At 53.7% G+C, this 22,568-nt stretch carries 21 protein-coding genes; 19 read left to right on the forward strand and 2 right to left on the reverse strand.

The annotated features are described in order from the left end of the window. Positions 1 to 46 precede the first annotated feature (46 nt). From frr to CTZ24_RS03970, 18 genes are all read left to right on the forward strand, one after another. The gene (frr, locus tag CTZ24_RS03885) at positions 47 to 604 is read left to right on the forward strand and encodes a ribosome recycling factor (RefSeq protein WP_021184667.1); all 558 of its coding nucleotides are present in this window, start codon (positions 47 to 49) and stop codon (positions 602 to 604) included. A gap of 258 nt (positions 605 to 862) precedes the next feature. Further along, positions 863 to 2,065 (forward strand): 1-deoxy-D-xylulose-5-phosphate reductoisomerase, encoded by a 1,203-nt coding sequence (gene ispC, locus CTZ24_RS03890; RefSeq protein ID WP_021184666.1) that lies wholly within the window; start codon positions 863 to 865, stop codon positions 2,063 to 2,065. A gap of 166 nt (positions 2,066 to 2,231) precedes the next feature. Continuing rightward, positions 2,232 to 2,984: a (2E,6E)-farnesyl-diphosphate-specific ditrans,polycis-undecaprenyl-diphosphate synthase gene (gene ispU / locus CTZ24_RS03895; RefSeq protein WP_021184665.1), complete on the forward strand. Its 753-nt coding sequence runs from the start codon at positions 2,232 to 2,234 to the stop codon at positions 2,982 to 2,984. A gap of 18 nt (positions 2,985 to 3,002) precedes the next feature. Beyond that, positions 3,003 to 3,860: a phosphatidate cytidylyltransferase gene (gene cdsA, locus CTZ24_RS03900; protein WP_021184664.1), complete on the forward strand. Its 858-nt coding sequence runs from the start codon at positions 3,003 to 3,005 to the stop codon at positions 3,858 to 3,860. Between the two features lie 12 nt (positions 3,861 to 3,872). After that, complete coding sequence (gene rseP, locus CTZ24_RS03905; RefSeq protein ID WP_021184663.1) at positions 3,873 to 5,222, forward strand: sigma E protease regulator RseP; 1,350 nt, start codon at positions 3,873 to 3,875, stop codon at positions 5,220 to 5,222. Positions 5,223 to 5,273: 51 nt separating this feature from the next. Then, positions 5,274 to 7,685, forward strand: coding sequence for an outer membrane protein assembly factor BamA (gene bamA / locus CTZ24_RS03910; protein WP_036626612.1), 2,412 nt, complete (start codon positions 5,274 to 5,276; stop codon positions 7,683 to 7,685). 105 nt (positions 7,686 to 7,790) lie between these two features. Then, on the forward strand, positions 7,791 to 8,291 hold the full coding sequence (locus tag CTZ24_RS03915) for an OmpH family outer membrane protein (RefSeq protein WP_013507951.1): 501 nt from the start codon (positions 7,791 to 7,793) through the stop codon (positions 8,289 to 8,291). Positions 8,292 to 8,294: 3 nt separating this feature from the next. Then, positions 8,295 to 9,320, forward strand: coding sequence for a UDP-3-O-(3-hydroxymyristoyl)glucosamine N-acyltransferase (gene lpxD, locus CTZ24_RS03920; RefSeq protein WP_208724840.1), 1,026 nt, complete (start codon positions 8,295 to 8,297; stop codon positions 9,318 to 9,320). A gap of 195 nt (positions 9,321 to 9,515) precedes the next feature. After that, positions 9,516 to 9,971, forward strand: a complete 456-nt coding sequence (gene fabZ / locus CTZ24_RS03925) for a 3-hydroxyacyl-ACP dehydratase FabZ (RefSeq protein WP_013507953.1) — start codon at positions 9,516 to 9,518, stop codon at positions 9,969 to 9,971. Between the two features lie 3 nt (positions 9,972 to 9,974). After that, complete coding sequence (gene lpxA, locus CTZ24_RS03930; protein ID WP_021184660.1) at positions 9,975 to 10,763, forward strand: acyl-ACP--UDP-N-acetylglucosamine O-acyltransferase; 789 nt, start codon at positions 9,975 to 9,977, stop codon at positions 10,761 to 10,763. Between the two features lie 3 nt (positions 10,764 to 10,766). Further along, entirely contained in the window at positions 10,767 to 11,915 is a 1,149-nt protein-coding gene (gene lpxB, locus CTZ24_RS03935; RefSeq protein ID WP_208724842.1) for a lipid-A-disaccharide synthase, read from the forward strand. Continuing rightward, positions 11,908 to 12,534, forward strand: a complete 627-nt coding sequence (rnhB, locus tag CTZ24_RS03940) for a ribonuclease HII (RefSeq protein WP_021184658.1) — start codon at positions 11,908 to 11,910, stop codon at positions 12,532 to 12,534. The genes lpxB and rnhB overlap by 8 nt, the downstream gene beginning before the upstream one ends. Positions 12,535 to 12,565: 31 nt before the next feature. Then, a complete protein-coding gene (dnaE, locus tag CTZ24_RS03945) occupies positions 12,566 to 16,048 on the forward strand; it encodes a DNA polymerase III subunit alpha (RefSeq protein WP_208724845.1) in 3,483 nt (1,160 codons plus the stop codon). A gap of 12 nt (positions 16,049 to 16,060) precedes the next feature. Further along, entirely contained in the window at positions 16,061 to 17,020 is a 960-nt protein-coding gene (gene accA / locus CTZ24_RS03950) for an acetyl-CoA carboxylase carboxyl transferase subunit alpha (RefSeq protein ID WP_021184656.1), read from the forward strand. A gap of 135 nt (positions 17,021 to 17,155) precedes the next feature. Then, a complete protein-coding gene (locus tag CTZ24_RS03955; protein WP_208724847.1) occupies positions 17,156 to 19,306 on the forward strand; it encodes a lysine decarboxylase LdcC in 2,151 nt (716 codons plus the stop codon). A 75-nt stretch (positions 19,307 to 19,381) separates the two neighbouring features. Next, positions 19,382 to 19,771: a VOC family protein gene (locus tag CTZ24_RS03960; RefSeq protein ID WP_208724849.1), complete on the forward strand. Its 390-nt coding sequence runs from the start codon at positions 19,382 to 19,384 to the stop codon at positions 19,769 to 19,771. A gap of 53 nt (positions 19,772 to 19,824) precedes the next feature. Then, positions 19,825 to 21,126, forward strand: coding sequence for a tRNA lysidine(34) synthetase TilS (gene tilS, locus CTZ24_RS03965; protein ID WP_208724851.1), 1,302 nt, complete (start codon positions 19,825 to 19,827; stop codon positions 21,124 to 21,126). Positions 21,127 to 21,140: 14 nt separating this feature from the next. Beyond that, positions 21,141 to 21,449: a c-type cytochrome gene (locus tag CTZ24_RS03970; protein WP_036626609.1), complete on the forward strand. Its 309-nt coding sequence runs from the start codon at positions 21,141 to 21,143 to the stop codon at positions 21,447 to 21,449. Positions 21,450 to 21,488: 39 nt separating this feature from the next. Here the strand turns inward: CTZ24_RS03970 and rof are convergent, their stop codons facing one another. Both rof and CTZ24_RS03980 read right to left on the reverse strand, forming a co-directional pair. After that, positions 21,489 to 21,752, reverse strand: coding sequence for a Rho-binding antiterminator (gene rof / locus CTZ24_RS03975; RefSeq protein WP_013507963.1), 264 nt, complete (start codon positions 21,750 to 21,752; stop codon positions 21,489 to 21,491). After that, positions 21,739 to 21,939, reverse strand: coding sequence for a YaeP family protein (locus CTZ24_RS03980; protein ID WP_013507964.1), 201 nt, complete (start codon positions 21,937 to 21,939; stop codon positions 21,739 to 21,741). The genes rof and CTZ24_RS03980 overlap by 14 nt, the downstream gene beginning before the upstream one ends. Positions 21,940 to 22,155: 216 nt before the next feature. Between CTZ24_RS03980 and arfB the strand changes: the two genes are divergently transcribed. Then, positions 22,156 to 22,566 (forward strand): alternative ribosome rescue aminoacyl-tRNA hydrolase ArfB, encoded by a 411-nt coding sequence (gene arfB, locus CTZ24_RS03985; protein WP_208724854.1) that lies wholly within the window; start codon positions 22,156 to 22,158, stop codon positions 22,564 to 22,566. Positions 22,567 to 22,568 lie beyond the last annotated feature (2 nt).

Here is a 22,568-nt window from a genome sequence, read left to right on the forward strand (position 1 = left end):
GTTAGCCCGGAAATGGCCAGGTCAAACCGAATCCAAGGGTTTCAACGTGATTAACGAAATTAAAAAAGATGCTGAAACGCGCATGGACAAATGCGTGGAAGCATTCAAAAACACTATCAGCAAAGTGCGCACTGGTCGCGCTTCGCCCTCTCTGCTCGACGGCATTGTTGTTGAATATTACGGCACGCCGACGCCCCTGCGTCAGCTGGCCAGTGTTACAGTAGAAGATTCGCGCACGCTGAAAATCAACGTCTTCGATCGTTCTATGGGTCCGGCAGTTGAGAAAGCGATCATGGCATCTGATTTGGGTCTGAACCCAAGCTCTGCCGGTAGCGACATTCGTGTTCCGCTGCCACCGCTGACCGAAGAGCGTCGTAAAGACCTGATCAAAATTGTTCGCGGTGAAGCGGAGCAGGGCCGTGTGTCCGTCCGTAACGTACGTCGTGACGCGAACGACAAGATCAAAGCGCTGCTGAAAGACAAAGAAATCAGCGAAGACGACGAGCGTCGCGCGCAGGACGATGTGCAGAAAATGACCGATGTGCGTATCAAAAACGTTGATGCGGCACTGGCCGAGAAAGAAAAGGAACTGATGGAATTCTGATTCCATCATTATCTTATATATCCGAAATAATTCGGATTGCAGGTTGGCGGCAAGGGAGTGAATCCCCAGGAGCTTACATCAGTAATTGACTGGGGTGAACGAGCGCAGCCAACGCATCTGCAATTTGAAGTATGACGGGTATAAACGCCGTCAAGAGAGGTATTCTTCGTGAATGCGCTGTCTTGCGGCGTTTTATTTTGGTCCTGAAGAAGTGGGAAATTATCTGTCCCCTTCCTCTGAGTACACACGGAAAGCGTCATGAAGCGATTAACTCTGCTGGGTTCCACTGGCTCGATTGGCACCAGTACACTGGCGGTAGTACGGGAAAATCCTGAGCAATATCAGGTAACAGCCTTGGTAGCCGGTCAGAATGTGGCCATGATGGCCGAGCAATGTCAGCAGTTTCAGCCTCGTTATGCGGCGATGGCGGATGAAGCCTCGGCACAGGCGCTGCGTGAGCGACTGAGAGCACTCAACATCAACACCGAAGTGCTCTCCGGCGTTCAGGCGGCCTGTGAACTGGCTGCGCTTGATGAAGTTGATCAGGTGATGGCGGCGATTGTCGGCGCATCAGGTTTGCTTCCGACGCTGGCGGCCATCCGTGCCGGAAAAACTGTCCTGCTGGCCAATAAAGAATCGCTTGTCACATGCGGCCGTCTGTTTATGGAGGCGGTTCAGCGCCATCAGGCCCAGTTGCTGCCGGTCGATAGCGAGCACAACGCCATTTTTCAGAGTTTACCGGCTTCCATACAGCATCAGTTGGGGTACGCTGATCTGCGGGATAACGGCATCGAGTCGATTATTCTCACGGGATCAGGTGGTCCTTTTCGTGACACGCCATTAACCGATTTGGCCGGTATGTCACCCGATCAGGCTTGTGCGCATCCGAACTGGTCAATGGGGCGTAAAATCTCCGTTGATTCGGCCACCATGATGAATAAAGGTCTTGAATACATTGAAGCCCGCTGGCTATTTAACGCCACTGATGCGCAGATGGAGGTTATCCTGCATCCGCAGTCGGTAATCCATTCGATGGTGCGTTATTGCGATGGTAGCGTGCTGGCGCAACTGGGATCGCCGGATATGCGAACCCCGATTGCCCACAGCATGGCATGGCCAGCACGTATTCCTGCCGGCGTCACGCCGCTCGATTTCACCCGAATGAAAGCGCTGACCTTTTCTGAGCCGGATTACGCGCGCTATCCCTGCCTGAAGCTGGCAATTGACGCCTGTGCCACTGGCCAGGCCGCTACGACAACGCTAAATGCAGCGAACGAAGTGGCGGTGGCCGCATTCCTGCAGCATCAGATCCGCTTTACCGATATCGCTGCGTTAAACAGCGAAGTGTTGGCGTCGCTGAGCTGCGGTGAGCCCGACAGCGTTGAAGCAGTGATGGAGATCGATCGGTTAGCGCGGGTGTGTGCCAATGAAATGTTGCCACGCTTGCGTATAGCAGGTTGATTGTCCGCGCTATTTGTTAGCTCAGGGTGAAAATGGTATAGTCGCTCGCTCGCGTTTTTCGGCCTGGTGTTATTTTGATGCCAGCTGACCTTGAGGTTGGTACTTGCCGCAGGCGCAATGTATTCAGAAACCACAGCATTTCTGATTAAAGGAATTATTACGCGTTATGTCGTCCAACAATCACAACACATTCGATGACCGGGCTGATTGTACGCCGCGTCACGTAGCCATCATTATGGATGGTAATGGTCGCTGGGCAAAAAATCAGGGCAAACTGCGTATTTCAGGCCACAAAGCCGGGGTAAAATCAGTACGCCGGGCCGTCAGCTTTGCGGTCAGCCATAAGTTGGAAGCGCTCACGCTTTATGCGTTCAGCAGTGAAAACTGGAGCCGACCGGTTCAGGAAGTGACGGCCTTAATGGAACTGTTTGTCTGGGCGCTCGACAGTGAGGTCAAAAGCCTGCACAAACACAATGTACGTTTGCGTGTTATTGGCGATATCAGTCGTTTCAATTCCCGTATCCAGGAACGCATTCGTCGCGCCGAGGAACTGACTCAGCAAAATAATGGACTGACTCTCAACATTGCTGCTAACTACGGTGGCCGTTGGGATATTATCCAGGGTGCCAGAAAACTGGCCGAACAGGTTCAGGAAGGTCTGTTACGTCCTGACCAGATAACCGAAGAGAGCCTGGCTCCGTATCTTTGTATGAACGAGCTGGCGCCGGTGGATTTAGTGATAAGGACCGGGGGAGAGCATCGGATTAGCAACTTCCTGCTGTGGCAGATTGCCTATGCTGAGTTCTGGTTTACCGATGTTCTCTGGCCTGATTTTGATGAACACGTTTTTGAAGGTGCACTGAATGCTTTCTCTCTGCGGGAGCGTCGCTATGGCGGCGCTGCACCAGGCGGCGCCTGAGCAACCTGGGGGTAACCTTTGCTGAAGTCTCGTTTAATTACCGCGTTGATTTTAATTCCGCTGGTGATTGCTGCGCTGTTCTGGTTACCACTGTCCGGTTTTGCGATAACAACTATCATCATCTGCATGCTTGCCGCCTGGGAATGGGGGCAACTGGCGGGCATGGCGTCTCGCCAGCAACGCATCTGGCTGGCTGTGCTTTGCGGTTTATTATTGGCCGTGATGCTGTTCACCCTGCAACCTTATCAACGCGATTTGCATCAATTTCAGATGGAAAGCTCCTTGTGGGCATCGCTGGCTTGGTGGATTGTGGCGTTGGTTTTAGTGCTTTTCTATCCCGCATCCGCTGCGGTCTGGCGTCATTCTCGCCCGCTTCGTCTCCTGTTTGGCGTACTCACTGTTATCCCCTTCTTCTGGGGCATGATGGCGCTGCGCCAGTATCATTATGATACCGACCATTTCGCGGGTGCCTGGTGGCTACTGTTCGTGATGTTTCTGGTATGGGGTGCCGACTCCGGTGCCTACATGTTTGGGCGGTTGTTTGGCAAACACAAACTGGCGCCAAAAGTGTCTCCCGGTAAAACCTGGGAAGGCTTTTTGGGAGGGTTGCTCTCTTCAGCGCTGATTGCCTGGTTGTTCGCCCTGTTTGCACCGCTGACGATTGCCGCGTCCACGCTGGTTATCTGTGCCGTCATTGCCGCACTGGCTTCGGTACTGGGTGATTTGACGGAAAGTATGTTCAAACGTGAAGCCGGCATCAAAGACAGTGGTAACTTAATTCCGGGCCACGGTGGTATCCTCGATCGCATTGATAGCCTGACAGCAGCGGTGCCGGTTTTTGCCTGCCTGTTGCTGCTGGTGTTCCGCACCCTCTGAGGATTGGCGACCATGTTGAGCATACTCTGGAGTTTTGCAGCCTTTATTGTGGCGCTCGGCGTGCTGATTACCGTGCACGAGTTTGGTCATTTTTGGGTTGCGCGTCGCTGCGGTGTGAAAGTCGAACGATTTTCGATTGGTTTCGGCAAAGCGCTGTTCAGTCGCCGCGATCGTCAGGGGACTGAATACGTCATTGCCCTGATCCCTCTTGGCGGCTACGTCAAAATGCTTGATGAACGCGTTGAAAGCGTTCCGGCTGAACTGCGTCATCAAGCCTTCAACAACAAAGCGGTCTGGCAGCGGGCATCGATCATTGCCGCAGGTCCAATAGCTAACTTCATTTTTGCCATTATCGCGTATTGGGCGGTGTTTATTCACGGCGTCCCTGGCGTGCGCCCGGTGGTTGGTGAAATTCTGAACGGTTCCGTTGCAGCAGAAGCGCAAATTACCTCCGGGATGGAACTTAAAGCGGTAGATGGTATCGAAACGCCTGATTGGGATGCTGTGCGCATGGCGCTGATCGGCAAAATCGGTGATCAGAGTGCCACGCTAACCGTCTCGCAATTTGGTGAGGATGCCACGCAGCAGAAGCAGTTGGATTTGCATGACTGGCAGTTCGAACCCGATAAGCAGGACCCGGTTGTTGCGTTGGGCATCCGCCCTCGCGGACCACAAATCGAAACAACCCTGGCCGAAGTTCAGGCTAACTCTCCGGCGAGTGAAGCCGGTTTGCAAGCAGGCGACAGGATCGTTAAAGTCGATGGTCAGCCGTTAACACAATGGCAGGCTTTTGTGGTGCAGGTGCGGGATAACCCCGGCAAAAATATGGCACTTGAGGTGGAGCGAAACGGCGAATCACTGGCGTTGACGCTGACACCGGAAGCAAAACCGGGTAACAAGGCGGAAGGCTTTGCAGGGGTTATACCCCGCGTGATTCCGTTGCCTGACGAGTACAAAACGGTAAGGCAGTATGGGCCTTTTGCCGCCATCGGCGAAGCCAGTGTTAAAACCTGGCAACTGATGAAGCTGACGGTTTCCATGCTGGGCAAATTGATAACCGGGGACGTGAAGCTGAATAATCTGAGCGGGCCGATTTCGATCGCGCAAGGTGCCGGGTTATCAGCAGAATATGGGGTGATTTACTACCTGATGTTTCTGGCGCTGATCAGCGTTAACCTGGGCATCATTAACCTGTTCCCACTGCCGGTTTTAGATGGTGGACATCTGCTCTTTCTGGCGATCGAAAAGATCAAAGGTGGACCGGTGTCCGAGCGAGTTCAGGACTTCAGTTACCGCATTGGCTCAATTCTGCTGGTGCTGTTAATGGGGCTTGCACTTTTCAATGATTTCTCACGCCTGTAATAGCTGGAATGCAGACAGGCGTGGGATGTGTTAGGAAAACGCATAACAACGATGGCGATGAAAAAGTTGCTCATAGCGTCGCTGCTGTTTAGCAGCGCCACCGTTTACGGTGCAGACGATTTCGTGGTGAAGGATATTCATTTCGAAGGGCTACAGCGAGTCGCCGTCGGCGCGGCTCTGCTGAGTATGCCGGTACGAGTCGGCGATACAGTGAATGATGATGACATCAGAAATACCATTCGCTCACTGTTCGCCACTGGTAACTTCGAAGATGTTCAGGTTCTGCGCGACGGTACTACGCTGATTGTCCAGGTGAAAGAACGTCCGACCATTGCCAGCATCACTTTCTCCGGCAACAAAGCGGTGAAAGAAGATCAGCTGAAACAGAATCTTGAGGCTTCTGGTATCCGTGTCGGTGAAGCACTTGACCGCACCACGCTTTCTTCAATTGAGAAGGGCCTGGAGGATTTCTACTACAGCGTCGGTAAATACACCGCCAGCGTTAAAGCGATTGCTACTCCGCTGCCACGTAACCGTGTTGACCTGAAATTTGTTTTCCAGGAAGGTGTTTCTGCTCAGATTCAGCAGATCAACATCGTGGGCAACAAAGCCTTTAGTTCTGATGAACTGATCTCCCGTTTCCAGCTGCGTGACGAAGTGCCGTGGTGGAACGTGGTGGGCGATCGTAAATACCAGAAACAGAAACTTGCCGGGGACCTCGAAACCCTGCGCAGCTTCTATCTGGATCGCGGTTATGCGCGTTTTAATATTGATTCAACGCAGGTGAGCCTGACGCCGGACAAGAAAGGGATCTACATCACCGTCAACATTACCGAAGGCGATCAGTACAAGATCGCGGGTGTGATTGTTAACGGCAGCATGGCGGGTCACTCGGCGGAAATTGAACATCTGACGAAGATCCCATCGGGTGAGCTGTATAACGGCACCAAAGTCACTCAGATGGAAGACGACATCAAAAAACTGTTGGGTCGCTACGGTTATGCTTATCCGCGCGTGGTCACTCAGCCGGAAATTAATGATGCCGACAAGACGGTAAAACTGCATATCAACGTTGATGCCGGGAACCGTTACTACGTGCGTAAAGTCCGTTTCGAAGGTAACGATACCTCGAAGGACTCGGTACTGCGTCGTGAAATGCGTCAGATGGAAGGCGCATGGTTGGGCAGCGATCTGGTTGAGCAGGGTAAAGAACGTCTGAACCGTACCGGTTACTTCGAAACGGTAGACGTGGATACGCAGCGCGTGCCGGGCTCACCTGACCAGGTTGACGTGGTCTACAAGGTTAAGGAACGTAACACCGGTACATTCAACTTCGGTGTGGGCTACGGCACAGAAAGTGGCGTGAGCTTCCAGGTTGGCGTGACCCAGGACAACTGGCTCGGCACGGGTAACACCGTGGGTATCAGTGGGACCAAAAACGATTATCAGACCTATGCCGAATTCTCACTGACCGATCCGTATTTCACGGTGGACGGTGTCAGCCTGGGCGGTCGTATTTTCTATAACGACTTTAAAGCGGATGATGCTGACCTGTCTGACTACACCAATAAAAGTTATGGTGTTGATGGCACGCTGGGCTTCCCGATCAATGAAAACAACACCTTACGTGTTGGTTTAGGTTATGTTCATAACGACCTTTCCAATATGCAGCCGCAGGTGGCGATGTGGCGTTATCTTGATTCGGTAGGACGTCATCAGGAGCTGAATGATGATGGTGATTTCTCCGCGAATGACTTCACCTTCAACTATGGTTGGACGTACAACACCCTGGACCGCGGTTTCTTCCCGACATCCGGTAACCGTACCAACCTGAACGGTAAAGTGACCATCCCGGGTTCAGATAACAGCTTCTACAAAGCGACGCTGGATACCCAACAATACGTTCCGATCAACCGTGATCGTACCTGGGTGCTGTTAGGTCGTGGCCGTGTTGGTTATGGTGACGGACTCGGCGGTAAAGAGATGCCGTTCTATGAGAACTTCTATGCGGGTGGCTCCAGCACGGTTCGTGGCTTCCAGTCCAACACCATTGGTCCGAAAGCGGCGTATCTGAATGATGGCTCGTCGACCTGTACGCTGTCCGATCCGAATGGCATCTGTAAGTCAGATGATGCGGTCGGTGGTAACGCGATGGCGGTGGCAAGCCTTGAGCTGATCACCCCAACACCGTTCCTGAGCGAGAAGTATGCTAACTCAGTACGTACGTCGGTATTTTTCGATGCGGGTACTGTCTGGGATACCAAATGGCAGAACACCGCAGAAACGCGTGCGGCAGGGATCCCGGATTACAGCGATCCAAACAATATTCGCGTATCCAGCGGTATCGCACTACAGTGGATGTCACCGTTGGGACCGTTGGTCTTCTCGTATGCCCAACCGATCAAGAAAGTCGAGGGAGACAAGTCAGAGCAGTTCCAGTTTAACATCGGTAAAACCTGGTAAAGCTCTGAGCAGGGAAGTGTATACCCAAAGGGTATAAAGAGAGTCTGCATGCGTGTAGCCTGGCTACACGCTGCAAACACACATGTTGAGGGTAAGGAGTTTATAGTGAAAAAGTTGTTCTGTGCCGCTGCTCTGGGTGTTGCATTAGCTGCTTCTGCTGGCGCCCAGGCGGCAGACAAAATCGCCGTTGTTAACCTGAGCCAGGTTTTCCAGCAGTCTCCGCAGCGTGCTGTCGTTGCTAAGCAACTTGAGAGTGAGTTCCAGGGCCGTGCCTCTGACCTCCAGTCTCAGCAGCAGAAAATCCAGCAGGAGATTCAGGATCTGCAACGCAATGCTTCAACCATGAAAGCCAGCGACCGTACCAAGAAAGAGAAGCAGATCGCTTCTGAACGTGCGGCTTTCGAATCAAAAGCTCAGGCTTTTGAGAAAGACAACCAGACCCGTCAGATGCAGGAACGTAACAAGCTGCTGGCTAAAATCCAGACTGCTGTTCAGTCTGTAGCGAAAAGCGGAGGGTACGATCTGGTCCTGGACTCTCAGGCTGTGCTGTACACTTCTTCTGATGCTAAAGACATCACTGCTGACGTTGTAAAACAGGTTAAATAATCGATGTCATCTATTCGACTGGCTGATTTAGCCCAGCAGTTGGATGCAGAATTGCACGGAGATGGCGATATCGCCATCTCCGGCATTGCTTCTATGCAATCCGCCACAACTGGCCAAATCACTTTTCTTGCAAACAGCCGTTACCGCGAGCAACTCGCCCAGGTGCAGGCTTCGGCCGTGGTGCTGACGGAAGCGGATCTGGAGTGGTGTAATACGGCCGCGCTGGTGGTGAAAAATCCTTACCTGACCTATGCCCGCATGGCACAACTGCTGGACACCACGCCTCAGCCCGCGCAGAATATCGCGCCCAGCGCCGTGATCGACCCAACGGCCAAGCTGGGAAGCAATGTCTCGGTGGGGGCGAATGCGGTGATCGAGTCCGGTGTTGAGCTGGGCGACGACGTCGTCATCGGCGCCGGGTGTTTTGTTGGTAAGCACACGCGTATTGGTCGCGGTTCACGCCTGTGGGCTAACGTGACGATTTATCACGAAATCCAGATTGGTCAGGATTGTCTGATTCAGTCAGGCACCGTCATCGGTGCGGATGGATTCGGGTATGCTAACGATCGTGGCAATTGGGTGAAAATCCCGCAGTTGGGCACGGTGGTGATTGGTGATCGGGTGGAAATTGGCGCCTGTACAACCATCGATCGCGGTGCGTTGGATAACACTCTGATCGGCAATGGTGTTATCATAGATAACCAATGTCAGATTGCACACAATGTTGTGATCGGTGATAACACCGCGGTTGCCGGTGGTGTGATCATGGCGGGTAGTCTGAAGATTGGCCGTTACTGTATGATTGGCGGCGCCAGCGTCATTAACGGACATATGGAAATCTGTGACAAAGTCACCGTGACGGGAATGGGCATGGTTATGCGCCCAATCACAGAGCCTGGGGTATACTCTTCGGGTATTCCGCTGCAACCCAACAAAACCTGGCGTAAAACGGCAGCGTTGGTGATGAATATCGATGACATGAGCAAACGCCTCAAAGCCATCGAGCGTAAAGTCGGTAAAGACGAGTAACGCCATCCCACGACACCGGCTTCATAATAAGCAGCGTACCTTCTTTACCCGCTCAGACTTTGTCTGAGCATGTGCAGCAGGTATCGCAGGGAAGCGAGACGCCACCGAACTGATTTGCGGCCTGCGGATGATCATTTTGATCGTTGCAGGCCGTGTTATTGTTGCCATCAGAATTTTTAGGACAGGAAGAGTATTTTGACTACTGAAACGCATACTCTGAAAATTGAAGAGATTTTAGAACTGCTGCCGCACCGCTATCCATTCCTGCTGGTTGACCGTGTATTGGAATTTGAAGAGCATAAATATCTGCGTGCGGTGAAGAACGTTTCTGTAAACGAACCGTTTTTCCAGGGGCACTTCCCTGGTAAACCGATTTTCCCAGGCGTTCTGATCCTGGAAGCGATGGCGCAGGCCACCGGTATTCTGGCATTCAAAAGTGTCGGCAAACTGGAGCCGGGCGAGCTTTACTACTTCGCCGGCATCGATGAAGCCCGTTTCAAGCGTCCGGTGGTACCGGGCGATCAGATGATCATGGAAGTGACATTCGAGAAAACCCGTCGTGGCCTGACGCGCTTCAAAGGCGTAGCAACCGTAGACGGTAAGATTGTCTGTGAAGCGACCATGATGTGTGCCCGTAGCCGGGAGGCATAATTAGTGATTGATTCAACCGCCAGCATCCATCCCAGTTCCGTTATTGAAGAAGGTGCCGTGATCGGCGCCAATGTTCACATCGGCCCATTTTGCTTTATTGGTGCCAACGTGGAAATTGGTGAAGGTACGGTGCTTAAATCGCATGTGGTGGTGAATGGCCATACGCGTATTGGTAAGGATAACCAGATCTACCAGTTTGCTTCGATTGGCGAAGTGAATCAGGACCTGAAGTATGCGGGTGAGCCGACGCGTGTGGAAATTGGCGATCGCAACCGTATCCGCGAAAGTGTCACGATTCATCGCGGTACGATACAGGGTGGTAGCCTGACCAAAATCGGCAGTGACAACCTGCTGATGGTGAACGCGCATATTGCGCATGATTGCGTGATTGGCAATCGCTGCATTTTCGCCAATAACGCTACGCTGGGTGGCCACGTCACGGTTGATGATTTCGCTATCATCGGTGGGATGACGGCAGTACACCAGTGGTGCACCATTGGCGCTCATGTGATGGTCGGCGGTTGTTCCGGTGTCGCGCAGGACGTACCACCGTACGTCATTGCGCAGGGTAACCATGCGACACCTTTTGGTATCAACATCGAAGGTTTGAAGCGTCGTGGGTTCAGCAAAGAAGCCCTGCATGCGATTCGCAATGCGTACAAGTTGCTGTATCGCAGCAGTAAAACGCTGGATGAAGTGAAGCCTGAGATTGAAGCGCTGGCAAAACAGCATAGCGAAGTTCAGCCTTTCTATGACTTCTTTGCCCGCTCAACCCGTGGATTGATTCGTTAATCCATGTCAGTGCGTCCCTTAACGATTGCCCTGGTCGCCGGAGAAACCTCCGGCGATATTCTTGGTGCCGGTCTCATTCGTGCGTTAAAAGCGCGCCATCCTGATGCTCGCTTTGTCGGCGTTGCCGGTCCGCGTATGCAGGCTGAAGGCTGTGAAGCCTGGTATGAGATGGAAGAGTTGGCGGTGATGGGCATTGTTGAAGTGCTGGAACGTCTGCCGCGGCTGCTGAAAATCCGCCGTGACCTGACGCAGCGCTTCACTGCGCTGCAACCGGATGTGTTTGTCGGCATTGATGCGCCTGATTTCAATATCACGCTCGAAGGTCGTCTGAAACGCGCCGGAATTCGCACCATTCATTATGTCAGTCCCTCAGTCTGGGCCTGGCGTCAAAAACGCGTATTCAAAATCGGCCGCAATACTAACCTCGTATTGGCATTTCTGCCGTTTGAAAAAGCGTTCTATGATCGTTTCAATGTGCCGTGCCGTTTTATCGGCCACACTATGGCCGATGCGATGCCGATGCAGCCGGATAAACTGGCAGCGCGTCGTGGTTTAGGGATTGCTGATGATGCCATCTGCCTGGGCCTGTTGCCGGGTAGCCGTGGTGCCGAAGTGGAAATGCTGAGCGCCGATTTTCTGCGTGCCGCGCAACTGCTGCGCCAGCGCTATCCTCGTCTTGAAATCGTGGTGCCTCTGGTGAATGCGAAGCGTCGTGAACAGTTCGAGCACATCAAAGCAGAAGTGGCACCGGAATTACCGATGCACCTGCTGGATGGTAAAGGACGTGAAGCGATGATTGCCAGCGATGCAGCGATTCTGGCATCGGGAACCGCGGCACTGGAGTGTATGTTGGCGAAATGTCCGATGGTGGTGGGTTATCGCATGAAACCTTTCACCTTCTGGCTGGCGAAGCGGCTGGTCAAAACTCCTTACGTCTCCTTACCGAATCTGCTTGCCGGGCGCGAGTTGGTGAAGGAGTTGTTGCAGGATGAATGTCAGCCGGCAGCCTTAGCCGCTGCGCTGGAGCCGCTGTTACATGCGGGTGCCGAGCGTGATGCGTTGCTTGCGACGTTTAACGAACTACATGCACAAATTCGCTGGAATGCTGATGAGCAGGCCGCGGATGCCGTACTGGAGATTGCTCATGGCTGAGTTTATTTATCCCAATGCGCGGCTGATTGCCGGTGTTGATGAGGTCGGGCGTGGCCCGCTGGTCGGCGCGGTGGTGACGGCAGCGGTGATCCTTGACCCTGCAAAGCCGATTGTCGGTCTGGCCGATTCCAAAAAATTGTCGGAAAAACGTCGTCTGGCGTTGTATGACGAGATCAAAGAAAAAGCACTGGCCTGGAGTCTGGGCCGTGCGGAACCGGAAGAGATCGATCAGATCAACATTCTGCATGCGACCATGCTGGCGATGCAGCGTGCGGTGGCAGGTTTACCTGTGGTGCCTGATTTTGTTTTGATCGATGGCAACCGTTGTCCGGCTTTGCCGATGCCATCACAGGCGGTAGTTAAGGGGGATAGCCTGGTTGCAGAGATCAGCGCCGCGTCGATCCTGGCGAAGGTGACGCGCGATCGTGAAATGGCCGAACTGGATCTTCTCTTCCCGCAGTATGGCTTCGCTCAGCACAAGGGTTATCCGACGGCACTGCATATGGAAAAATTGACCCAGTATGGTGCTACGCCTCATCATCGCCGCAGCTTTGCGCCGGTGCGTAACGCTCTGATTGATGCCGACGTGCTGGCCGCACGCCAGCCGACTACGCTTTAATAGCCTGACGCTGTTTTAACCGGAAACTGATATGGCTGAACCCCGTTATATACATCTGCGCGTTCACAGCGACTACTCAATGGTTGATGGCCTGGCGAAGACCGGGCCGCTGGTAAAAAAGGCTGCCTCATTAGGGATGCCTGCTATTGGCATTACTGATTTCACCAACCTGTGCGGGCTGGTGAAATTCTATGGCACCGCGCACGGTGCTGGGGTGAAGCCGATTATTGGCGCCGATTTTAACGTTGCCAGCGAGCTGATGAGCGATGAGCTGACACAGCTCACCGTGCTGGCGGCGAACAACACCGGTTATCAGAACCTGACATTACTGATTTCACGCGCTTACCAACGGGGTTACGGTATTGCCGGGCCGGTCATTGATCGTGACTGGCTGGCTGAGTATCAGGAAGGCTTGATTCTGCTTTCCGGTGGCCGTCGTGGCGATGTGGGGCGCAGCTTATTGCGCGGCAACAATGCGCTGGTGGCGCAGTGCCTGGCGTTTTATCAGCAGCACTTCCCCGATCGTTACTATCTTGAATTGACGCGCACGGGCCGCCCGGATGAGGAGAGCTACCTGCACGCGGCGGTTGAGCTGGCGATTGCCGAAGGCGTGCCGGTGGTGGCAACCAATGAAGTGTGCTTCCTCAACGAAGATGATTTTGACGCGCATGAAATTCGCGTGGCAATTCATGATGGTTACACGCTGGACGATCCTAAACGTCCGCGTAACTACAGCCCTCAGCAATATATGCGCAGCGAAGCGGAGATGTGCGAGTTGTTCTCGGACATCCCGGAAGCGCTGGAAAATAGCGTAGAAATTGCTAAGCGTTGTAATGTCACCGTGCGCCTGGGTGAGTACTTCCTGCCGCAGTTCCCGACCGGTGATATGACCACCGAAGATTTTCTCGTGGTGAAATCAAGGGAAGGTTTGGAAGAACGTCTGGAATTCCTGTTCCCCGATCCGGCAGTGCGTGCCGAGAAACGCCCGGAATATGATGAACGTCTGGAGATTGAACTTAACGTTATTAACCAGATGGGCTTCCCCGGCTACTTCCTGATCGTGATGGAGTTTATCCAGTGGTCGAAGGATAACGGCGTACCGGTAGGACCGGGACGTGGTTCCGGTGCCGGTTCGCTGGTCGCTTATGCGCTGAAGATTACCGATCTTGATCCGCTGGAGTTTGACCTGCTGTTCGAACGTTTCCTGAACCCGGAACGTGTGTCGATGCCTGACTTCGACGTCGACTTCTGTATGGAAAAACGTGACCAGGTGATCGACCACGTTGCTGAGATGTATGGCCGCGATGCGGTATCGCAGATCATTACCTTTGGTACGATGGCAGCAAAAGCGGTGATCCGCGACGTAGGCCGTGTGCTGGGACATCCTTACGGCTTTGTTGATCGTATATCCAAGCTGGTGCCGCCCGATCCGGGCATGACGCTGGAAAAAGCCTTTGCTGCCGAACCGCAGTTGCCGGAAATCTACGAGGCAGATGAAGAGGTTAAAGCGCTGATCGACATGGCGCGTAAGCTGGAAGGTGTCACGCGTAACGCCGGTAAACACGCCGGTGGCGTGGTGATCGCGCCGACCAAAATTACCGATTTTGCACCGTTATACTGCGATGAAAACGGCAACCACCCGGTCACGCAATTCGATAAAAATGACGTGGAATATGCTGGTCTGGTGAAGTTCGACTTCCTCGGCTTGCGCACGCTCACCATTATCGACTGGGCGCTGAAGATGATTAACCCGCGCCGTGAGAAGCAGGGCCTGGAACCGATTGATATCGCAGCCATTCCGCTCGACGATAAAAAGAGTTTCGACATGCTGCAACGCGCGGAAACCACCGCCGTGTTCCAACTTGAATCGCGCGGCATGAAGGATCTGATCAAACGTCTGAAGCCTGACTGCTTCGAAGATATGATCGCATTGGTGGCGTTGTTCCGTCCGGGCCCGTTGCAGTCCGGCATGGTAGATAACTTTATCGACCGTAAGCATGGCCGCGAGGCGATCTCTTACCCGGATATCGAGTGGCAGCATGAGTCGCTGCAACCGGTGCTGGAACCAACCTACGGCATCATCCTTTACCAGGAACAGGTGATGCAGATCGCTCAGGTGCTGTCGGGTTATACTCTGGGCGGCGCGGATATGCTGCGTCGTGCGATGGGTAAAAAGAAACCGGAAGAGATGGCGAAGCAGCGCTCTGTGTTCCAGGATGGAGCGGAGAAGATGGGCGTCAACGGCGAGCTGGCGATGAAGATCTTCGACCTGGTGGAGAAATTCGCCGGTTATGGCTTCAACAAATCGCACTCCGCTGCCTATGCGCTGGTTTCTTATCAAACGTTATGGTTGAAAGCCCACTATCCGGCAGAGTTTATGGCGGCGGTAATGACCGCGGATATGGATAACACCGAGAAAGTGGTGGGGCTGGTGGATGAGTGCTGGCGTATGGGCCTCAAGGTGTTGCCGCCAGATATCAACTCCGGGCTTTATCCGTTCCATGTGAACGATGAGGGTGAGATCGTTTACGGTATCGGTGCGATCAAAGGCGTGGGTGAAGGCCCGATTGAAGCGATCCTCGAGGCGCGTAACCGGGATGGTTACTTCAAAGAACTGTTTGATCTCTGCGCCCGTACCGACACCAAAAAGATCAACCGTCGCGTGATGGAAAAACTGATCATGTCCGGTGCGTTCGATCGTCTCGGCCCGCATCGTGCTGCGCTGATGAGCTCCCTCAGCGATGCGCTGAAAGCCGCCGATCAACATGCGAAAGCCGAGGCCATCGGGCAGGCGGATATGTTTGGCGTGCTGGCAGAAGAACCGGAGCAGGTAGAGAAATCGTACGCCAGCGTGACACCGTGGCCGGAACAGATTCAGCTGGATGGCGAACGTGAAACGCTGGGCCTGTATCTCACCGGCCATCCGATCAATCAGTATCTGAAAGAAATTGAACGTTACGTTGGCGGGATGCGTCTCAAAGACATGCATCCAACCGATCGTGGTAAAGTGACCGTCGCGGCGGGGCTGGTGATTGCTGCCCGTACGATGGTCACCAAGCGTGGCAACCGAATTGGTATCTGTACTCTGGATGACCGCTCTGGGCGTCTGGAGGTGATGTTATTTACCGATGCATTGGATAAATACCAGCAATTGCTGGAGAAGGACCGAATCCTGATCGTTAGCGGACAGGTCAGCTTTGATGACTTCAGTGGCGGCCTTAAAATGACCGCCCGCGAAGTGATGGACATTGACGAAGCGCGGGAAAAATACGCGCGTGGTCTTGCTATCTCGCTGACGGACAGGCAAATTGATGACCAGCTTTTAAACCGTCTCCGCCAGTCTCTGGAGCCTCATCGCTCCGGGACTATTCCGGTGCATCTCTATTATCAGAGAGCAGATGCGCGGGCGAAGCTGCGCTTTGGTGCAGCGTGGCGTATTTCGCCCAGCGATCGTTTACTCAACGATTTGCGGTCGTTAGTTGGGTCGGAGCAGGTGGAACTGGAGTTTGACTAAAACAGGAACATTATGAGTCTTAATTACCTGGATTTTGAACAGCCAATCGCAGAACTGGAAGCGAAAATCGACTCGCTGAAATCGATTGGCCGTCAGGATGAGAAACACGATATTAATCTGGACGAAGAAGTGCAGCGTCTGCGCGAAAAAAGCGTAGAGCTGACACGTAAAATCTTCTCCGATTTGGGTGCATGGCAGGTCGCGCAACTGGCGCGTCACCCGCTGCGTCCTTATACGCTGGACTATGTCCGCAATGCCTTTGATGATTTTGACGAGCTGGCTGGCGATCGTGCCTATGCCGATGATAAAGCGATTGTCGGTGGTATCGCCCGTCTTGATGGCCGTCCGGTGATGATCATTGGTCATCAGAAAGGCCGTGAAACCAAAGAGAAAATTCGTCGCAACTTCGGTATGCCAGCACCAGAGGGCTACCGTAAAGCGCTGCGCCTGATGGAGATGGCTGAACGCTTTAAGATGCCGTTGATCACCTTCATCGACACCCCGGGTGCATATCCGGGCGTTGGTGCAGAGGAACGTGGTCAGTCGGAAGCGATTGCCCGTAACCTGCGCGAGATGTCTGGCCTGAAAATCCCGGTAATTTGTACCGTGATCGGCGAAGGCGGCTCAGGTGGTGCACTGGCGATTGGTGTGGGCGATAAGGTCAACATGTTGCAGTACAGCACCTATTCGGTGATCTCACCGGAAGGCTGTGCCTCCATTCTGTGGAAAAGCGCTGACAAAGCACCGCTGGCGGCAGAAGCAATGGGCATCACCGCTGATCGTCTGAAAGAGTTGAAACTGATCGACTCCATCATCCCGGAACCGCTGGGTGGTGCGCACCGTCAGCCGGTGGATATGGCCGAAGCACTGAAAAAGCAGCTGCTGGCTGATCTGGCCGATCTCGATGTTCTCAGCACCGAAGAGCTGCTGAACCGTCGTTATCAGCGTCTGATGAGCTACGGCTACGCCTGATAAGCTGATGATCAAAAAAAAGCGGACTTCGGTCCGCTTTTTTTATGCCTGCGCAACAGCAGAGCATTCTGACGGTAATCCGCCCCCGCTTTTCGCTATCCTTATTCAGTGCCACAACACCACAGGAGGTGAGCATTGAATATTCTTGCGATCATGGGACCGCACGGGGTTTTCTACAAAGATGAACCCATTCGTGAACTGGATGCTGCACTGAAGCTGCAAGGTTTCCAGACCGTCTATCCCACCAATGCCAGCGACCTGCTGAAGCTGATTGAACATAACCCGCGCATCTGTGGCGTGGTTTTTGACTGGGACGATTACAGTCTGGCGCTGTGCAGTGAAATCAATCAGCTCAATGAATATCTGCCGCTGTACGCGTTTATCAACACCCATTCACAAATGGATGTCAGCATTAACGAGATGCGCATGGCGTTGCATTTCTTCGAATACGCGCTCAGCATGGCTGACGATATCGCGTTGCATATCCGCCAGTACACCGACGAATACATCGACAAAATCACACCGCCACTGACCAAAGCGCTGTTCACCTATGTCAATGAGGGCAAGTACACCTTCTGTACTCCAGGGCATATGGGGGGAACTGCGTTTCAGAAAAGCCCGGTGGGAAGTTTGTTCTACGACTTTTTTGGCGCGAATACGTTAAAAGCGGATATCTCCATTTCAGTGACGGAACTGGGTTCCCTGCTTGATCACACCGGCCCGCATCTGGAAGCTGAGGAGTACGTCGCGCGGACTTTTGGTGCTGAGCAAAGCTATATGGTGACCAATGGCACCTCGACCTCGAATAAGATCGTGGGCATGTATGCGGCTCCAGCGGGTAGCACGGTCTTGATTGACCGCAACTGCCATAAATCCCTGACCCATCTGTTGATGATGAGCGACATTATCCCGCTCTGGCTGAAGCCAACGCGCAACGCGCTTGGCATTCTTGGCGGTATTCCCAAGCGGGAGTTCACCCGCGACAGCATCCAGCAGAAAGTGGAAAGCACGCCGCGCGCCAGTTGGCCGGTGCATGCGGTGATCACTAACTCAACCTACGATGGCTTACTGTACAACACGCAATACATCAAACAGACGCTGGATGTGCCGTCGATCCACTTCGATTCCGCGTGGGTGCCCTATACCAATTTCCATCCGATCTATGACGGAAAAAGTGGCATGAGTGGCGATCGGGTGCCGGGTAAAGTGTTCTACGAAACGCAATCAACGCATAAACTGCTGGCGGCATTTTCCCAGGCGTCGCTTATTCACATCAAAGGTGATTACGATGAGCAGACCTTTAACGAAGCCTACATGATGCATACCACCACCTCGCCAAATTACGCCATTGTCTCGTCGATTGAGACGGCGGCGGCGATGTTGCGCGGCAATCCGGGTAAGCGCCTGATCAATCGTTCGGTAGAACGGGCGTTGCATTTCCGGCGTGAGATCCAGCGTTTGCGTGAAGAGTCAGAGGGGTGGTTCTTTGATATCTGGCAGCCGGAAAAAGTGGATGAAGCGGAATGCTGGCCGATCCAGCCGGGTGAGGAAGACTGGCACGGTTTTACCCAGGCCGACCGCGATCATATGTACCTTGATCCGATTAAGGTAACCATCCTGACGCCAGGAATGAGCGAGCTGGGGGTGATGGCGGAAGAGGGGATTCCGGCGGCGCTGGTGGCAAAATTCCTCGACCAGCGTGGCGTGGTGGTGGAAAAAACCGGTCCGTATAACCTGCTGTTCCTGTTCAGTATTGGTATCGATAAGACCAAAGCGATGAGCGTGCTGCGTGGCCTGACCGAATTTAAGCGCGCTTATGATCTCAATCTGCGGGTAAAAAACATGTTGCCGGATCTCTACGCCGAAGATCCTGATTTCTATCGCAACATGCGTATTCAGACGCTGGCCCAGGGCATCCATCAGTTGATCCTACAACACGATCTGCCGCGCCTGATGCTCAAAGCTTTTGACGTGTTGCCAGAGATGAAGATGACCCCGCATCAGGCATTTCAACAGCAGGTAAAAGGCCTGGTGGAAACGGTCGATATCCGCGAGCTGGTGGGACGCATCTCCGCCAATATGATTTTGCCCTATCCGCCAGGTGTCCCTTTGGTGATGCCGGGAGAAATGATCACTGAGCAGAGTCGCGCGGTGCTCGATTTTCTGTTGATGCTCTGCACTATCGGGCGGCACTACCCCGGTTTCGAAACGGACATTCACGGCGCGACGTTGACCGAGGATGGGCGTTATCTGGTACGGGTGCTTAAAGGCGAGAACGACCATTAAGTTCGGACAAAAGCCTCTTTTCAGCAGGCCGCCTGCCACGTAAGGTAAGCGGCTAAGCCGATAACCGGAGCCACTATGTTACAGATTAAACAGATCCACCACATTGCCATTATCGCCACCGATTATGCGCGCAGTAAGGCATTCTATTGTGATGTGCTGGGCTTTGAATTGCTGGGGGAGTTTTATCGTGCAGAGCGTGATTCGTGGAAAGGGGATCTCGGGCTGAATGGTGTCTACACTATCGAACTGTTCTCCTTCCCGTCACCGCCAGCACGCGTCAGTCAGCCGGAAGCCTGTGGCTTACGTCATCTGGCATTTTGTGTTGAGGATGTGGAACAATCGGTCGCGGCGCTGGCTGAGAAAGGGGTGGTTTGCGAACCGATTCGTATTGATGCGTTGACCGATAAAACCTGTACCTTCTTCTCTGACCCCGATGGTTTGCCGCTGGAGCTATATCAGGCGTAAAATAGCGCCCATCGCGAGCCGCAATCGGGCGGTTCGCCCTTACGGATTGCGCCATGTCTTTGTCCCATCTTGCTGCACTGCTGACACCCGATGCCCGCTGCGTGCTGGCGTTCAGCGGTGGGCTGGATTCCACCGTGTTGTTGCATCAACTGGTTTGCTGGCAACGACAACATCCACAGTTTCAACTGCGCGCATTGCATGTCCATCATGGTTTAAGCCCCAATGCTGATAGTTGGGCAGCACATTGCCAGCACCTTTGCCAGCAGTGGCAAGTCCCCTGTGAGGTGTTGCGAGTGCAGGTGGATGGGCATGAGCAGGGGATAGAAGCGGCAGCGCGCGATGCACGTTATCAGGCGTTGTTTCAACACCTGCAACCCGGTGAGTACTTACTTACCGCCCAGCATCTTGATGATCAGTGTGAAACCCTGCTGCTGGCCCTAAAGCGTGGCAGTGGCCCGGCGGGCCTGGCCGCGATGCCATCACAACGTATCGTGGGGGAAAACACCCATCTGCGGCCATTGTTGACCTTCAGTCGTCAGCAACTTGAAAGTTGGGCGACAGAGCATCAGTTGCGTTGGATCGAAGACGAGAGCAACGCGGATTGCCGCTACGACAGAAATTTTCTGCGCCAGCAGGTACTCCCGTTATTGCATGCTCGCTGGCCGCATTTCAGCGCTGCGGCTGCACGCAGCGCCGCGTTATGTGGTGAACAGGAACAACTGCTGGACGCGTTGCTGGCGGAACAATTGGCACAACTCACGGATGAGCTGGGGCGACTTAACTTCACGCCGTTGTTGAGCATGCAGGAAGCGCGTCGTCATGCGCTGCTGCGGCGCTGGATTGCGCAGCAGGGCGGAACCATGCCCTCACGCGATGCATTGCTGCGCATCACCCGTGAAGTGATGCAGAGTCGGGAAGATGCCCAACCCTGCCTGCATTTTGGTGCTTTTGAACTGCGCCGTTATCGCCAGCACCTGTACTGGCTAGTGCCTCAACCTTCCCTCAGTCAGCACTCACTTACCTGGCATGACCTCTCGCAACCCTTGCGTTTGCCCGAACCGCTCGGGGAGTTACAGGCAAGCCATGATAGCCCGCGGCTACGTTACCCGACCGATGATGAGCAGGTGAGCGTGCGTTTTAAGGCCCAGGGCTATTTCCACCTGATCGAGCGGGCGGGGGGACGTGAAGTGAAAAAGCTGTGGCAGGAGCTGGGTGTTCCGCCCTGGCAGCGTGAACGGATCCCACTGATTTACTACAACCAGACGTTAATTTGCGCGCCAGGATTTTTTATCACCCGTGAAGGTGCGGCCAGCAATGAGCAAGGCTGGACGGCGGTCTGGTTACAACAACAATAAAACGGAGAGCAATGATGAAACACTGGATCGCGGCGGCACTTTTCGCCGTGGCACTGCCGGCGCTGGCCGACGGTGATATTAAGGCCGGGGCGCAAAAAGCGGCCAGTTGTCTGGCTTGTCATGGTGCGGAAGGAAAAAGCGCCGTGCCTTTGTATCCTAATCTGGCCGGGCAGCACGCACCTTATCTGCTGCACTCGTTACAAGCCTACAAAAAAGGGGAGCGCAGTGGGGGGCAGGCTGAGGTAATGAAAGCGTTTGTAGCCGGGTTAAGCGATCAGGATATGGAAGATCTGTCGGCGTATTACAGCTCGCTACAGCCATAGCGAGGGGGGCGGGAGAGGGATTTCCCGCCCGTAGGAAGGTTACTCGTCTTCGCTGACGATAACGGTGCCCAGCTCAGGGTGGCTGAAGCTGGCGATGTGATCGAGCCGCAGCTCGCGTGTTTCGCCGGAGAGGTCGACCGCAAGATACTCGACGTTTTTGCGTGAAATCATGTCCACGGCTTTCGCCTTGAGCTGATCACCGTTTTTTAATTCGAGCGCAAGCGTCCAGTGTTTTTGGCAGGCGAGTTCCAGGTTGTCGTAGTCATCGCAGTTGATGGGTTTGTAGGCTTCATTCGTCAACATAGTCGCTCACCAATAAGTTTGCAGCGGCATAGGCTGCCTGTTCCCTGACAGAAGAGTTTAGCGCAGAATTAGCGGCAATATCATTGAGTGCATTCAGCGCGCATCCAATGGCATCTGGCACATAACCCAGGTCGCCGCTGCCAATTTCGGCATACTTCTGGCGAACTAACTCACAATACTTTTGCACATTCACCTCCTCAGCAGAGTTTCAATACTCTGGTTGATAGGAGACTATATCACAGGCAATTCACTGAAATCAGCCAGTGAACAGCGCGAAGCATTCAGAGAAAAGCAGAAAAGTGGCAAAATTCGCTGCTGTTAAGCGTCTGCACAGCGCACAAAAGGTTAAGTTAATGGACAGGTTATTACGCAGTACAGGAACCCTTCCTGCGGCAGGTATCACATGATTGTATTGTCACGTTCGGTTTCACTGCCGGAAAATGAGGTCGAGTTGAGTGCCATCCGTGCGCAGGGCGCTGGTGGGCAGCATGTCAATAAAACCTCGACCGCCATCCACCTGCGTTTTGATATCAATGCGTCATCATTGCCGCCATTTTATAAAGAGCGTCTGCTGGCCGCGCGTCACCATTTGATCACCGAGGATGGCGTGGTGATTATCAAAGCGCAGGAATATCGTAGCCAGGAGATGAATCGCGAAGCTGCGTTACAGCGGTTGATTAATTTAATTCGGGAACTGACAACGGTGGAAAAAGTGAGGCGCGCCACTCGTCCCACCCGGGCATCGAAAGAACGACGACTGGACGGCAAAGCGCGGCGAAGTAATACCAAGGCGCTGCGGGGAAAAGTGCGTTAAAA

Origin of the sequence: Pantoea phytobeneficialis (assembly GCF_009728735.1) — a bacterium.
GTDB classification, from domain to species: Bacteria; Pseudomonadota; Gammaproteobacteria; order Enterobacterales; family Enterobacteriaceae; genus Pantoea; species Pantoea phytobeneficialis.

Bases quoted from the DNA above. Each gene is read 5' to 3' on its own strand.
- ispC (WP_021184666.1), top strand. From the start codon at position 863: ATGAAGCGATTAACTCTGCTGGGTTCCACTGGCTCGATTGGCACCAGT.
- ispU (WP_021184665.1), top strand. From the start codon at position 2,232: ATGTCGTCCAACAATCACAACACATTCGATGACCGGGCTGATTGTACG.
- rseP (WP_021184663.1), top strand. From the start codon at position 3,873: ATGTTGAGCATACTCTGGAGTTTTGCAGCCTTTATTGTGGCGCTCGGC.
- bamA (WP_036626612.1), top strand. From the start codon at position 5,274: ATGGCGATGAAAAAGTTGCTCATAGCGTCGCTGCTGTTTAGCAGCGCC.
- lpxD (WP_208724840.1), top strand. From the start codon at position 8,295: ATGTCATCTATTCGACTGGCTGATTTAGCCCAGCAGTTGGATGCAGAA.
- lpxB (WP_208724842.1), top strand. From the start codon at position 10,767: ATGTCAGTGCGTCCCTTAACGATTGCCCTGGTCGCCGGAGAAACCTCC.
- rnhB (WP_021184658.1), top strand. From the start codon at position 11,908: ATGGCTGAGTTTATTTATCCCAATGCGCGGCTGATTGCCGGTGTTGAT.
- dnaE (WP_208724845.1), top strand. From the start codon at position 12,566: ATGGCTGAACCCCGTTATATACATCTGCGCGTTCACAGCGACTACTCA.
- accA (WP_021184656.1), top strand. From the start codon at position 16,061: ATGAGTCTTAATTACCTGGATTTTGAACAGCCAATCGCAGAACTGGAA.
- CTZ24_RS03960 (WP_208724849.1), top strand. From the start codon at position 19,382: ATGTTACAGATTAAACAGATCCACCACATTGCCATTATCGCCACCGAT.
- tilS (WP_208724851.1), top strand. From the start codon at position 19,825: ATGTCTTTGTCCCATCTTGCTGCACTGCTGACACCCGATGCCCGCTGC.
- CTZ24_RS03970 (WP_036626609.1), top strand. From the start codon at position 21,141: ATGAAACACTGGATCGCGGCGGCACTTTTCGCCGTGGCACTGCCGGCG.
- rof (WP_013507963.1), bottom strand. From the start codon at position 21,752: ATGTTGACGAATGAAGCCTACAAACCCATCAACTGCGATGACTACGAC.
- arfB (WP_208724854.1), top strand. From the start codon at position 22,156: ATGATTGTATTGTCACGTTCGGTTTCACTGCCGGAAAATGAGGTCGAG.